Below are 12,068 nucleotides of genomic sequence, written 5' to 3' on the forward strand. Positions count from 1 at the left end.
AGTGAAGCGGCCACCGAGGATCCGCCCGGTGGCCGCCTCGTCGGCCATTAAACGATGCTAGCTTTCGCCCGCGATCCGCGTGCCGTTTTTCGCGAGTTCTTCCGCGGATCCGAAGATCGGACCGCTCGTGCCCAGGACTGCGCAGGTCAGAGGCTTCGCCGCACCGTCGCCGACCGCTTTCGAACGTTGACGTTTAGCGGGACCGAATGGTGGCATCCGCGAGCCATGAGTCTCAGGGTGGAGTTCGTCCGAACCGACCTCGATCGCATACCGCGTCGCCTGGTGGCGATCGGCTGGGCGTCCGACGCGAACAGCTAGTCGACCATGCGGACCGCGTTCCATCACCAGCTCGACGCACTGCGGCGCAGCATCGCCGACATGTGCGATCTCACCGGCACCGCGATGGCCCAGGCCACCGAGGCCCTGCTGGGCGCGGACATCGTCTTGGCCGAAGGCGTGATCAGCGCGCACCCGGACGTCATCGTCCGGGCTACCGATATCGAGAATGACGCCTACACCCTGCTGCTCCTGCAGGCTCCGGTCGCCGGCGACTTAAGGGCCATTCTCGCTAGCCTGCAAAACGTCGCCGACGTCTATCGCATGGCCGCCCTGGCGCTGCATGTCGCCGATACCGTCCGGCTGCGGCACCCCTGCACCGCAATCCCGGACGACATCAAGCCCTACTTCGCCGAAATGGGCCGCATCGCCGTGGATCTCAGCCGGAACGCGAGGAGGGTCGTGCTGTCCGGAAACGCGGAGCAAGCCGCCGAACTGGCCCACGACGACGATGCGATGAACGAGCTACACCGACTCGTATTCACCATCCTGATGGACCGGAAGTGGTCGCACAGCGTCCCCGCCGCGGTCGACAGCACGCTGTTGAGCCGCTACTACGAACGGTTCGCCGATCACGCCGTGAAAGTGGGACAGCGGATTATCTTCCAGGCCACCGGTTCCCACGGCGGCCAACCTCAACTCGAGCGGCATCACACCGCGTGATGCCGTTGTGGCCGCGCGTTGTTCAGCGAGCCAACGGCTTGTAGAAGACCACACCGTTGCCTTTGTTGTCGTAGACCACGGCACGGCGCTCGTGGGCGTCGTCGTACGGGCCCTTCACGATGCCGCCGCCGCTGGCCTCCACGGCCTTGGCCGCCGCGTCGACATCGGCGGTCTTGATACCCACGACAACTTGCCCGGGTATGGGATGGTCGACGTCGGTCGCCAGGGCGAGGGTGACCGGCCCGCCGTCGAGGGCGGCGAAGTGGGCGCCGTCGCGGAACTTCAGCGCCATGCCCAGGGTCTCGCTGTAGAACCGGATCGACTCGTCCAAGTCGTCGGTCGACAGGATGATCATCTTTACTTCGTGCTCGCTCACGGTGCCTCCAGTCAGCGGCGGAAGACCACCCACCGCATCGCGCTATACATGTACACCGCTTCGCACATGCCCGCAACGATTCGCGACAGTTGGTACTGCAGCCCGATAGCCGACAACAGCGTGGTCACGCCGAGGATGAAGGCCAGGTAATTGACGACCACCACGACGACGTAGACCGCGAGCTGCGAGCCGACCGCCCCGTGGGACTGGAAGTTGAAGGTGCGGTTGAGCACGTAGCTCAGCGCGAAGGCACACGCGTAGGAGACGGTCACGGCAATCGGCACCGGAAGGTCGAGGCCGTCGCGCAGCGTGGTGAGCAGCACGAGATCAACGCTGAAGGTGAAGCCGTTGATCACGCAGAAGCCGAGGAACGTCGGGGCGATGATCGAACTGAGCCCGAACGGAAGCCGACTGACGACCGCCTCACAGGACTTGTGGAATCGATCGACCGCGCGCGACTGGCTGACCCGCGATTCGGCTGTCACGCGGTCACCGTGCCATGACCGGGTTTCGGCCACGTGAGCACTTGGCCAACTCTTCGCTCGCCCGGGTGCATCACTTCGCGGGCAGCTTGACGACCCGGTCGCCGGTGTAGTCGGTGACGTAGAGGTTGGCGGCCTTGTCCACCGCGATACCGCTGGGGTGGTTGAGCCCGACGAAGGGCAGCACGCTCTGCCGCTGCGTCGCGGCGTCCATCTTCAGCACCCGGTTGTCGGTGTAGTCGGTGACGAAGATGTCGCCCCCGTCGTCCACCGCGACGCCGCTGGGGTCGCCGGGGGTCAACAGGCCGCTGAACGGCACCACGCTCTGGCGGTTTGAGTCCGCCTCCAGCTTCACCACCCGGCTGTTGCCCGAGTCGGCGACGAAGACGTTGCGCACCTTGTCGAGCCCCACACCCTCGGGCGCGTTGAGACCGGTGAACGGCAACTCGATCGGGGTGCTCGAGCCGGCCGGCAGCTCCAGCACGCGATTGGCGTCGGTGTCGGCGAGATAGAGAGCGCCCGCTCCATCCGTCGCCACACCCTGAGGCCGGTGCAGGCCGGTGAACGGCAACACGATCGGGGTGCTCGAGCCGGCCGGCAGCTTGAGCACCCGATTGTTGTTGGTGTCAGCGACATACAGGTTCCCGGCGCCATCCCCCGCCACACCCTCCGGCGAGTTGAGGCCGATGAAGGGAAGTTCGATCGCAGCGTTGGAGCCCGGCGCCAGTTTGAGCACCCGGTTGTTCATGTCGTCGGCGACGTAAACGTTGCCGGCGGGGTCGACCTCCACATCCGCGGGGTGGCCAAGCCCGGTGAACGGCAATGTGACCTGCGCGCCGTACGAGGGATCGCGATGTTGATTGGACGGCTTGACGTCATGGGTTTCGAACTGGCCGGCGATGACGATGAAGGCGAGCACGACGGCGGCCGCGAGCGCCAGCGCGGCTGGAACCACGATGACCGGTCGGCGCAACCACGGGCGCCGCGCCGGGGTATCGGCGTCGTCGGGCCACGGCTGCTGGAACGGTTCGAGATCTGACGGTTCGTCGGCGGGTGCCGCCTCGACCGCGAGATACGAGGTGACCGGTGGCGGCGGCTTAGCGAGATGCGAACTGACGGGCGGTGCGGGCTCCGCGGGGTACCCGTTCGCGGCGGGGTTGGGCTCCGGCTCCGGTGGGGGCGCGGATTGCGCCTGCTTATCCGACAGCGCATGTCTGGCCCTGGCCGGTTCCCGCGTGGTCGCGGTGATGACGTCGTGCGCGGCGTCGGCCAGCGCAACCGTGGTGGCATACCGGTTGGCAGGGTCTTTGGCCATCCCGGTGGCGATGACGTCGTCGAGGCGCGGGGGCACGCCGGGCCGGGTGACGGACGGTCGCGGCGGCGGGGTGCTCAGGTGTGCGGCGAACAGCCACGTGTCCCCGGCGAAGGGCGGCTGCCCGGTCAGGCATTCATAGAGCACACACGCCAGCGAGTAGATGTCGGCGCGGGCGTCGGCCTCGCGGGCCCCGGATCGCTCCGGCGCCATGTAATGCCAACTGACGACCTCGTTGTCGGAGTTCGTCAACCGCGTTTCGTACCAGGGCGCCAGCCGGGCGATCCCGAGATCGACGAGGTAAGCGAAGTCGTGGCGATCAATCAGGATGTTGGAGGGTTTGACATCGCCATGCACCAGGCCGATCTCGTGCACGGCATGCAATGCGTCAGCCACCTGCCCGATGATGCCCACCGCGCGAGCCGGTTCGAGCGGCCCGTTGGCCAACACCTCTTGCAGGTTGCGCCCGTCGATGAGCTCCATGTCGATGTAGAGCTGGTCGCCGATCTCGCCGTAGTGGTGGATGGGAACGATGTGCGGGTTGTTCAGCCGTGCCGCCGCGGCCGCCTCCCGGCGGAACTGCTCAGCGATCGCCGGATCGGCAGCCAGCTGTGGCGGGAGCAGCTTGATCGCGGCAGTGCGATTGCCGGTCTCGGTGTCGTGCGCGCGCCACACCTCCCCCAGATCGCCCCGGCCCAACAACTCGACGAGCCGGTAGCGACCGAACTCCCTTCCCTCCACGGGCTCACCATACCCAGCCGAGCCGTCGTTTGAGGGTCAAGTTCTGTCCGCCTGTCGACGGGCGGTTCCCGGTAATCCGCTTCCCCCGCAAAGTTATTCGGATGGGTGCCGCCCAGTGGACGCGGCGACGGCAAAGCGACGGCCGCGCGGACGCGCACAGCAAACTTTCAAGCAAATAACATCACCATCACCAAAAGCGGCGGATGGCGAACCACAATGCCAACAACGATGCGGAACCGGGGGCGGACCGACTAGGACTTGGGCGCCTTCTGAGCGTCGATATCCATGTCCGGGCAGAACGCCTCGACCGCGGCGAACGCGATCTGCTTGGTCTGCTGCTGGCTGTAGCCCATGTTCTGAATCCGCTGCAGGGCCTGATCCGGCGAGACGAGGTTGTTGCGCAGCTCGTTGCACAGATTCGTCCCCACGTGCACGATCGTCTCGCGGCTGGAGTAGTGAATGTTGTTCTGGTCCAGGTAGTTGATGTAGTCGGGCGTATTCTCTGGGTCGGCGTGGGCGACTGCCGGCACTGAACACAGCAGTGCGGGCAGGGCGATGAGAGACGCCGCGAGTGCTGTTTTCATGGAACCGAGCATAGGATCACCCCCGAACTTTCAGGTGAACTATAGGCAAACGGCGATACTCACGGCAGGGCTTAGCAAAAAAATGCGACCGAGCGACCTCACCTCGCCCGCGGCCCGAGCGACCGTCAAGAACATCGCGGCCGGGCTACTCTGCGCCGCGGGCGTACCGGCGTTAGCCCGCCGGCGCCACCGCGACGCGCTCGCGATCGTGATGTTCCACGGCGTGGAGGACCAACCGTTGTCACCGGCGTGCTGGCATGTCCTGGACTCGGCGATGTATCGCCGTCAACTCGAATACATCCGCGACCACTTCAACGTCCTTGCGCTCGAGGAGGCCCTGGACCGGCTTGCCGCGGGGACGTTGCCGCCGCGCGCGATGGCGATCACGTTCGACGACGGCACCCGCAACCTCGCCACGCACGCGGTCCCGGTGCTGCGCGAGCTGGGGCTGCCCGCCGCGGTGTTCCTCGCGACCGGCCCGATGAACAGCGGCGAAACCCTTTGGCCCGACCGGCTTTGGCTCGCGATCGCACACACCACCGCGACCGAGGTCGATCTGACCGCCTTGGGTCTGGGCACTTGTTCACTGAACGGGAACGCCCATCGCGGGGCGGTCTACGCGTCCGCGGTGCAGCGGTGTAAAGACCTGGCCGACGCCCAACGGATCGCGATGCTGGACCACGTTTTCGGCGCACTGGGCTATCGCGACAGCGCCGACGGGGGTCCGTTTCGGATGCTGTCCTGGGACGAAGCGCGGGCGATGGCCGGCGACGGCCTGGTGACGCTGTATCCGCATTCGGTCACCCATCCGATCCTGGCCCGCTGCGAGGACGACAAGCTCGAGCGGGAGATCGCGGATTCCTGTGCGGCCATCGAACGTGAAACCGGCCGAGCACCAACGGTTTTCGCCTATCCGAATGGCCGGGCGCAGGATTTCGACGCCCGCGCCCGCGACGTACTGCGTCGCCGCGGTGTGCGCTGGGCGTTGTCGACGACCCCGGGATTCGCCGACCGTCGTTGCGACCCAATGGCGTTGCCGCGGCTGGCGGTGGGCAGCAATTCGTCGTTCGACTACTTCCGGCTCATGGTCTGCGGCGGGCTGCCGCGCCGCTAGCGGCGACCGGCCTTCATCGCGGCGGCTGCCAGCCACACGTCGTGCAGGCCCTCTCGCCAGCGGGCGACGTCGAATTCGCACGCGCGCGCGTAGGCCGCCGCGGCGAGTCGATTACGCAGCTCGACATCGACGATCAGCGATTTCAGCGCGTCGGCCAGCCCAGCGGCATCGCCCGGCCGGACCAGCAGTCCGTTCACCGCGTCGGTGACCACCTCCGGTATCGCGCCCACCGCGGTGGTCACCGGTACCACGCCGTTGGCCATCGCCTCCAGCACCGCCATCGGAAGGCCCTCGCTGTAGCTGGGCAACACGAAGATCGACGACTCGGCCAACAACTCGTCGCGGCGCTCGGGGCCGACCCAGCCGACGACGTCGATCGTGTCGTCGAGGGCGTTGCTGCGGACGAACTCCCGCACCTCGTCCACTTCTCCGTCGCCGGCCAGGGTGAGCCGTATTCCGCTGCGAATCTTGTTGGGCAACATATTGATCGCCCGGACCAGGTCGTAACTGCCCTTGTTGGCCCCCAGTCGGCCCAGCGACACCAGCCGCAACGGCTGTCCGTCACGCGGTGACGGGACAGTGCCGGGAAGGACCACCGGGTTGTAGAGAACCCGGATGTTGGCTTCGTCGACCCCAAGGCTCGACCGGAACCCCTCGAAGTGGGTACGACCGAGCACCACCGAATAGTCGGCGCGCAACGCCGCGCGCACGGCGTGGCGCTGGAGCCAGGACAGCTCGTCCAGCCACGCGAAGAAGTGGGAGCTGTGGCAATGAACGATGGTCGGAATGTGGCGACGCCGCGCGACGAACAACGGCACGGATTTGCGGACGACGCTGCCGCGCAACGAATAGTGCACGTGCAGCACGTCGACGGAGCCGAACAACAGCAGGGCCGACGACTTGAGCATGCCCGTGATGCCGGTCCACAGCTGCGCGGCAAGCGAGTCATCGATGTAGGTGGTCACCAGGCGCACCTGAAATCGCGGATCGGCGTCCTCCAGCAGCAAGCGCATCATCGTCGCCATACCGCCGCGGCTGTTGGGACCCGCCGGGGCATTCCCGATGAGCAGCACCCGGATCGGACGACCGGCTGCCTTCGTCACCAGGGTGCCCCAACGTGCACCAGAGTTCTCACCGCTCAAGCTCGCCTCACCACAGGACGCTGCGGAACAGCAGCGCATCCGCCACGAGTCCGACACCGACGACCAGAAATAATATGCGCACCGAGATCGGACCGTAGCGAGTCAGGCCGCGCACGATGCCCCGCTGTATCCGGACGGCCCGCTTGGTCTTGCGGGTGGCGAGGAACAGGATCACCAGCGACGGCGTGAGTGCCAGCGTCCAGTAGGCGTAGACCAGCAGTGGCCACGCGGCCGGCCGGGGATGCAGTGCCGCGAGCATGGCCAGCCCGGTGATGTAGGGAATCGAGGTCGGCGCCTGCCCGATGCCGACCGCGGCGCCCAGTATTCCGAGCAGCCAGGGGCGTTGCCGCATCGCCGCCAGCGCCCAGCCCGGCGCCGAGGTCTGCGCGGTCAACGGAAAGTAGGCCAGGCACATCAGCACCACGCCCAGCACCAACTGACCCCAAAAGTGAAGTGCCGGAGTGATTTTGAAGTCGACCGAATGCTTCAAGATGCCAAGTCCGAGTACCGTGCAGACGCCGAACGTCGTGGTGATCGCGAACAACCCGGCGATAAAGCTCATGCCGCCCGGGATCGGTGAGCGGCGATCGAGTCGGCTGGCGTAGACGACGGCTGAGACAACGCCCACGTTGAGGACATTCAGCGAGTCGAGGAAGGCCAGACCGGCGAGCGCCAGCAAGAGAGCTTCCATGATCGCACCGAAGTTACTGCAACCGCCTGGACGTGACGACACAAAGGGGGCGTTCGGCGCAGAAAGATGTGGAAATGCTAAGAATGCGTGGATGCATCCTGCCGTTGCCGTCCCGGGTTGCGCCCGAGCGCCACGACCGCCAAGGTCGGACGGTCGACATGTAGGTATTCCGCGAGTGAGGTCGCCCTGTGAAATTTGCGCTCGCCGGCTACGGCAGCCGCGGCGACATCGAGCCCTTCGCGGCCGTCGGCAGGGAGCTGCTGCGCCGGGGCCATGACGTGGCGATGGCGGTCACGCCCAACATGATCGGCTTCGTCGAGTCGGCCGGGCTGGCCGCCGGTGCGTTCGGGCCCGATCCGCCGCAGCACAAGGACTTCTCGCACACGACCCTGCAGAACCCGATCATGATGATGGCCGCGGTCACGGATCAGATCCGAGCGGCCTGGACGCAGTGGGGCGCGTCGCTGCTGGCGCTCGCGAACGGGGCCGACTTGGTGCTGACGGGCAGGAGCGAGCAGGGACTGGCCGCCAATGTCGCGCAGCACTACGGCATTCCGCAGGCCGCGCTGCACTTCTTCCCCGACGGCGCGGCGCAGACCAACGACATGCTGGCCGGCCTGGCGGCCGAGGCCGAAGGCGCTCAGCGCGCCGAACTGGGCCTGGCGCAGGCCCCCGGATCGATCGCGCTGGAGATCCAGGCCTACGACAAGCTCTGCTTCCCCGGCCTGGGCGCGCAGTGGGCCCAACAGGGTCTGTGTCGTCCCTTCGTCGGCGCGTTGACTTTGGAGTTGCCGGCGGCGGCCGACGGCGAGGCGCTGGCGTGGATCGAGGCCGCAACGCCGCCGATCTACTTCGGCTTCGGCAGCGGTGTGCGGGTCGCCTCGGTCGACACGGTCGCGGTGATCGCCGAGGCCTGCGCACGGCTGGGCGAGCGGGCGCTGATTTGCAGTGGCCCCAATGACTTCACCGCCGGTGCGCGCTTCGACCACGTCAAAGTCGTGGTCGAGGTGAACCATGCGACCGTCTTCCCGGCGTGCCGCGCGATCGTGCACCACGGTGGCGCCGGCACCACGGCAGCGGGCATGCGGGCCGGAGTCCCGGCGTTGATCCTCGGACTCGGGGTCGACGATCAACGGGTCTGGTCCGAGACCGTGCAACGGCTGAAAGTCGGCGTCGGCGGGGAATTTCGGTCGACCACACTGGATTCCCTGGTCGAGGCACTGCGCCACATCCTGGCTCCGGAGTACACCACCCGCGCCCGTGCGATTGCGGCCCTGATGGCCACGCCGGCCGAAAGCATCACCCGCGCGGCCGATCTCCTGGAAGAGGCAGCCCGCGCGGGACGCTAGCGTCAATACAGCCGCGGCTGTATTGTTCTGCGAATGCTGACGTGTGAGGCGCGGGAATCGGCGCTGGCCCGGTTGGGGCGGGCGCTGGCGGATCCGACGCGTTGCCGAATTCTGGTGGCGCTGCTCGACGGCGTGCGCTACCCCGGCGAATTGGCGTCCCAGCTGGGCCTGACCCGGTCGAACGTGTCGAACCACCTGTCGTGCCTGCGTGGGTGTGGCTTGGTGGTGGCCAGCTACGAGGGACGGCAGGTCCGCTACGCGTTGGCCGACGCGCACCTGGCCCGGGCGCTGCGCGAGCTCGTTCAGGTGGTGCTCGCCGTCGACACCGACCAGCCGTGCCTCGACGAGCCCGCGCCAGGCAAGGCCGGTGCGCCGCGATGACCGATAGGGATGCCCCGAGCCCGGCCGGCCCCGTGTTGCCGCTCTCGGCGCCCGAGCCCGACGGCTGCGATGCCGGATGCTGCAGCACCGAGACCGCGAATCTCGTTGAGCCGCAACGGCGTGCCGTGTTGTCGCGGCGGGTGCGGCTGCTGGTCACGGCGACGATCAGCTACAACATCATCGAGGCGATCGTCGCGCTCTCGGCCGGGGCGGTGGCGTCGTCGGCCGCGCTGATCGGGTTCGGGCTGGACTCGGTCATCGAGGTCTCCTCGGCCGCCGCGGTCTACTGGCAGTTCTCCGGGCACCACCCCGAGGCCCGCGAACGCGCGGCATTGCGGGTCATCGCGCTGTCATTCTTCGCCTTGGCCGTTTACGTGACGGTCGAATCAATCCGGTCCCTAGCCGGCGGCGAGACTGCCGGATCCTCCACTGCCGGAATCATTTTGGCGACCGCTTCACTGGTGGTCATGCCGCTGCTGTCGTACGCGCAGCGCCGCGCCGGGCGCGAGCTGGGTTCGGCCAGCGCGGTCGCCGATTCGAATCAGACCCTGCTGTGCACCTACCTGTCCGGCGTGCTGCTGGTAGGGCTGCTGCTGAACTACCTGTTCGGCTGGACGTGGGCAGATCCGGTGGTGGCATTGGTGATTGCCGCGGTGGCGGTCCGGGAGGGCCGCACCGCCTGGCGCGGCGAGCACTGCTGCTGACTTAAATACGCTGCGCCGCAGTATATTTCGGCGTTCAGCCGGGTAGCCCAGCCTTGATGGCCGCGTCCTGCTTGCGCGCCACGTCGAGCGCGATCTCCGGTGGCACCGGGTCGTTGGGCGCGCTTTCGAACTCGATCAGGGCGACGACCTTGCCTTCGCCGAAGATCACCGAGGTCTTGGCCTTGGCGCCGTCTGCCGCGGGCCCGGAAATGATCGTGCCGCCGACGCCCACGTCGGCCGGCGCCGGCGTCCCGCCCTTGATCGCACCGTTCTGCGGGTCGGTGTAGGACTTGGTGAGCGGGTCGCGGTCCTTGTCCGCGGCAGCGGGGTCGGGGTACACCAGCAGCGAGTCGACGATGCTGCGCGAGCCGGCCTGGTTGGTGAACACACCCTCGATGCCCGGCGCCGGGTCGGTCAGCTGCCGCGTTTTGGGCCCGCTGAAGCTGTCACCCGGCACGACGATGTCGGTGGACTTGATCAGGAGGTTGCTGTAGTCCGACGGCTGCGCGGCACCGCTGGTCGACGTCGCAGCGCCCGACGACGAGGATGCCGCGGAGGAACTCGTCGTCGACGATTTGGACGACGACGAGGGGCTGGCCGACTTGTCGCCGCCGCACCCCGTGACCGCTACGCCGACCACCAAAGTGGTTGCCGCCAGACCGGCTGCCGCCACCGATACCTTCTTCACGATAGGCTCCCTTGACTGTCGTCCCGATTTGCCAGCGTCTCGCGCAACATAACGGATCCTGGGTGAGTTTGCTGATTAACAAACCACACCCCGGCGCGCAGCGCTACCACGGAGACGCCGGCGGCATTGCGGGAAGGTGAACGACGCCGGACGGATCGCGGCCCGCTCAGCCCCGGCGGAACCGTTCGCGCATTTGCGGGTCGTTCTCCCACCACAGCCCCGGGCCGGCGGCGGGCTCGCTCTCGACGACGTCGGTGCGGTCCAGTTCGGCATCGACCTCGACGGCGTGCGCGCGTTCGTCGCGTGACAACGCCCGCATCAACAGCAGCACAAACGGCAACCCGACCACGTCGCCGAGAATCCACAGCACGCCGGCACCGATGGTCTGGTCGAGCCGCTGATCCGGCCCCCACGAGCGGTGCAACGCCGAGTAGTACGCCGCGGCGATCAACGAGCCCTGCCAGATGACCAGCCCCAGCAGTCCATCGCCCAGGGTCTCGCCGACCGAGATCAGCAACGAGATCAGCTGCGGGTACTTGCGTGGCACGGGATCTGTCTGCAGCCGCGCGTAGAAGTAACCAAATCCTATGATTACCAACACTATTCGAGTAGGCGCGCCGATCCATTGGTTTCGCAGAGCGGCCGCGTACCACGCAGTGAGGTAGAGCAGCCACGGCGTGGCCAGCATCGCCAGCGACGTCGTCAACGGATGCAGCAGCACTCGAGCCCAGCGCGTGCCGAGCAGCCGGTCGATGCGCTCGCGACCGCCCGGCCCCGCCGCGTCACGCAGGACGGTGACGGGTTTGCCCTGCGCGAGAAGGAACGGCACCACATACAGCAACAGCAATACCTGCAGCGCACGCATCCAGAACAGGACGTAGGCGTAGCTGCCGATCGCGCCGACGGTCGCCAGCGCCCAGGCGGCGATGCCGGCGGCGAAGCATCCGACCTGCGCGACGGATCGGGTGCCGCCGCGGGCCATCCGGTAGCACCACGCATAGCCGCCGGCGACCAACACGATCACGATCGCGGAGGTGGGGTCCAGACACCAGGTCTGGACCAGGGCGCCCCAGGTCAGCGGGCCCGGATCGACGGGCATGGCCCAAGCGTATTGCGGCTCGCGCTAGCTGCTGGTTAGGGAGTGCCCTCAGGCTTGGGTCCGCGCCCCTCGCCGGTCAGGTAATGCGGGCAATACGAACCGGCGGCGATGGCCGTGAACTTGGCCGCGCCGTTGTCGGCGAATCCCGGATTGCGCAGCTGGAGATTGTTGACGATCTCCTGGTCCGAATGTCCCGCGTCCACCAGCGCGCACACGGTCTTGCCGGCCGAGATCGCGGCAGCCGGGTCCTGGAAGGTGAGCCCGGCGTCTTTGAGCTCCTTGAGGAAGTTGGCGTCGGCGGCCGGATCCGGTTCGGGGCTGGGACTCGGGCTGGGGTCGGCGTGCGCCGGAACCGCCAGGACAATCGTGAAAGCGACGCTGAGCAGCATCACGAGACGTCTCATAA

Annotated in this window: 13 protein-coding genes and 1 pseudogene; 5 read left to right on the forward strand and 9 right to left on the reverse strand. The window is 67.2% G+C overall.

All coding sequences use genetic code 11. From position 1 onward, the window contains the following. The first annotated feature begins 324 nt into the window (after window positions 1–324). A complete protein-coding gene (gene phoU, locus AC5Y5O_RS24075) occupies window positions 325–999 on the forward strand; it encodes a phosphate signaling complex protein PhoU (RefSeq protein WP_096286478.1) in 675 nt (224 codons plus the stop codon). Between the two features lie 22 nt (window positions 1,000–1,021). Here phoU and AC5Y5O_RS24080 read toward each other — a convergent pair whose 3' ends face one another. The 4 genes from AC5Y5O_RS24080 to AC5Y5O_RS24095 all read right to left on the reverse strand — a co-directional run bounded on the left by AC5Y5O_RS24080 (window position 1,022) and on the right by AC5Y5O_RS24095 (window position 4,494). Next, on the reverse strand, window positions 1,022–1,375 hold the full coding sequence (locus AC5Y5O_RS24080; protein ID WP_090601366.1) for a VOC family protein: 354 nt from the start codon (window positions 1,373–1,375) through the stop codon (window positions 1,022–1,024). Between the two features lie 11 nt (window positions 1,376–1,386). Further along, entirely contained in the window at window positions 1,387–1,860 is a 474-nt protein-coding gene (locus tag AC5Y5O_RS24085; RefSeq protein ID WP_096291020.1) for a GtrA family protein, read from the reverse strand. 70 nt (window positions 1,861–1,930) lie between these two features. Continuing rightward, window positions 1,931–3,910, reverse strand: a complete 1,980-nt coding sequence (locus AC5Y5O_RS24090) for a serine/threonine-protein kinase PknD (protein WP_500027757.1) — start codon at window positions 3,908–3,910, stop codon at window positions 1,931–1,933. 251 nt (window positions 3,911–4,161) lie between these two features. Beyond that, the gene (locus AC5Y5O_RS24095) at window positions 4,162–4,494 is read right to left on the reverse strand and encodes a DUF732 domain-containing protein (RefSeq protein ID WP_165796343.1); all 333 of its coding nucleotides are present in this window, start codon (window positions 4,492–4,494) and stop codon (window positions 4,162–4,164) included. A gap of 82 nt (window positions 4,495–4,576) precedes the next feature. Here AC5Y5O_RS24095 and AC5Y5O_RS24100 point away from each other — a divergent pair, with 82 nt between their 5' ends. Beyond that, window positions 4,577–5,608, forward strand: a complete 1,032-nt coding sequence (locus AC5Y5O_RS24100) for a polysaccharide deacetylase family protein (protein ID WP_096286472.1) — start codon at window positions 4,577–4,579, stop codon at window positions 5,606–5,608. On the opposite strand, the gene AC5Y5O_RS24105 is transcribed toward AC5Y5O_RS24100, so the two are convergent. Both AC5Y5O_RS24105 and AC5Y5O_RS24110 read right to left on the reverse strand, forming a co-directional pair. Then, entirely contained in the window at window positions 5,605–6,711 is a 1,107-nt protein-coding gene (locus tag AC5Y5O_RS24105; RefSeq protein ID WP_165796342.1) for a glycosyltransferase family 4 protein, read from the reverse strand. The genes AC5Y5O_RS24100 and AC5Y5O_RS24105 overlap by 4 nt on opposite strands. Before the next feature lie 46 nt (window positions 6,712–6,757). Next, complete coding sequence (locus AC5Y5O_RS24110; protein WP_096286468.1) at window positions 6,758–7,441, reverse strand: GAP family protein; 684 nt, start codon at window positions 7,439–7,441, stop codon at window positions 6,758–6,760. Between the two features lie 188 nt (window positions 7,442–7,629). On the opposite strand from AC5Y5O_RS24110, the gene AC5Y5O_RS24115 reads away from it, so the two are divergent. From AC5Y5O_RS24115 to AC5Y5O_RS24125, 3 genes and pseudogenes are all read left to right on the forward strand, one after another. Further along, on the forward strand, window positions 7,630–8,790 hold the full coding sequence (locus tag AC5Y5O_RS24115; protein ID WP_096286466.1) for a glycosyltransferase: 1,161 nt from the start codon (window positions 7,630–7,632) through the stop codon (window positions 8,788–8,790). 33 nt (window positions 8,791–8,823) lie between these two features. Further along, window positions 8,824–9,179 (forward strand): annotated as a pseudogene (gene cmtR, locus AC5Y5O_RS24120) (Cd(II)/Pb(II)-sensing metalloregulatory transcriptional regulator CmtR); the annotation flags it as partial. Continuing rightward, window positions 9,168–9,875: a cation efflux transmembrane domain-containing protein gene (locus AC5Y5O_RS24125; RefSeq protein ID WP_096286462.1), complete on the forward strand. Its 708-nt coding sequence runs from the start codon at window positions 9,168–9,170 to the stop codon at window positions 9,873–9,875. The pseudogene cmtR and the gene AC5Y5O_RS24125, both read left to right, overlap by 12 nt. Window positions 9,876–9,909: 34 nt before the next feature. Here the strand turns inward: AC5Y5O_RS24125 and AC5Y5O_RS24130 are convergent, their stop codons facing one another. The 3 genes from AC5Y5O_RS24130 to AC5Y5O_RS24140 all read right to left on the reverse strand — a co-directional run bounded on the left by AC5Y5O_RS24130 (window position 9,910) and on the right by AC5Y5O_RS24140 (window position 12,066). After that, on the reverse strand, window positions 9,910–10,563 hold the full coding sequence (locus AC5Y5O_RS24130) for a hypothetical protein (protein ID WP_096286460.1): 654 nt from the start codon (window positions 10,561–10,563) through the stop codon (window positions 9,910–9,912). Between the two features lie 166 nt (window positions 10,564–10,729). Then, window positions 10,730–11,662 carry a cytochrome c oxidase assembly protein gene (locus AC5Y5O_RS24135; protein WP_096286458.1) on the reverse strand — a complete coding sequence of 311 codons (933 nt, stop codon included), beginning with the start codon at window positions 11,660–11,662 and terminating at the stop codon, window positions 10,730–10,732. 35 nt (window positions 11,663–11,697) lie between these two features. Beyond that, window positions 11,698–12,066 (reverse strand): DUF732 domain-containing protein, encoded by a 369-nt coding sequence (locus AC5Y5O_RS24140; protein WP_096286456.1) that lies wholly within the window; start codon window positions 12,064–12,066, stop codon window positions 11,698–11,700. Between the last annotated feature and the right edge of the window lie 2 nt (window positions 12,067–12,068).

The organism is Mycobacterium sp. NGS40 (genome assembly GCF_059812735.1).

Bases quoted from the DNA above. Each gene is read 5' to 3' on its own strand.
- phoU (WP_096286478.1), top strand. From the start codon at position 325: ATGCGGACCGCGTTCCATCACCAGCTCGACGCACTGCGGCGCAGCATC.
- AC5Y5O_RS24095 (WP_165796343.1), bottom strand. From the start codon at position 4,494: ATGAAAACAGCACTCGCGGCGTCTCTCATCGCCCTGCCCGCACTGCTG.
- AC5Y5O_RS24100 (WP_096286472.1), top strand. From the start codon at position 4,577: ATGCGACCGAGCGACCTCACCTCGCCCGCGGCCCGAGCGACCGTCAAG.
- AC5Y5O_RS24110 (WP_096286468.1), bottom strand. From the start codon at position 7,441: ATGGAAGCTCTCTTGCTGGCGCTCGCCGGTCTGGCCTTCCTCGACTCG.
- AC5Y5O_RS24125 (WP_096286462.1), top strand. From the start codon at position 9,168: ATGACCGATAGGGATGCCCCGAGCCCGGCCGGCCCCGTGTTGCCGCTC.
- AC5Y5O_RS24135 (WP_096286458.1), bottom strand. From the start codon at position 11,662: ATGCCCGTCGATCCGGGCCCGCTGACCTGGGGCGCCCTGGTCCAGACC.
- AC5Y5O_RS24140 (WP_096286456.1), bottom strand. From the start codon at position 12,066: ATGAGACGTCTCGTGATGCTGCTCAGCGTCGCTTTCACGATTGTCCTG.